The following is a 278-nucleotide window of genomic DNA, read 5'->3' as shown; positions in this document are numbered from 1 at the left end:
CGCAACGCCGGCACCCTCGGCGGCAACATCGCCTCGGCCGCCCCGACCAACGACTCACTGCCCGTACTGGCCGCCCTGGAAGCCACGTTGATCATCGCGGGGCCGGGGGGCGCGCGCCGCGAGGTGCCCGTCTCGCACCTGCTGGCCGGCATGGAGATGCTCAGGCCGGGCGAGCTCATCGGCTTCGTGCGCGTCCCGCTGCTGCACGCGCCGCAGGTCTTCCTCAAGGCGACCGGCCGGACCGGCCCCGGCAGGGCGACGGCCTCGGTCGCGCTCGT

General features: G+C 75.2%; 1 protein-coding gene. It reads left to right on the top strand.

Annotated elements, in window-relative coordinates; all coding sequences use genetic code 11:
- The coding region (locus tag G3I40_RS00930; RefSeq protein WP_203643152.1) for an FAD binding domain-containing protein at positions 1–278 on the top strand (278 nt) is incomplete at both ends.

This window comes from Streptomyces sp. SID14478 (assembly GCF_010548525.1).
In the GTDB taxonomy this organism is placed as follows: Bacteria; Actinomycetota; Actinomycetes; order Streptomycetales; family Streptomycetaceae; genus Streptomyces.
Note: the sequence above shows the minus strand (reverse complement) of the source record. Positions and strands in the feature narration are given on the sequence as shown.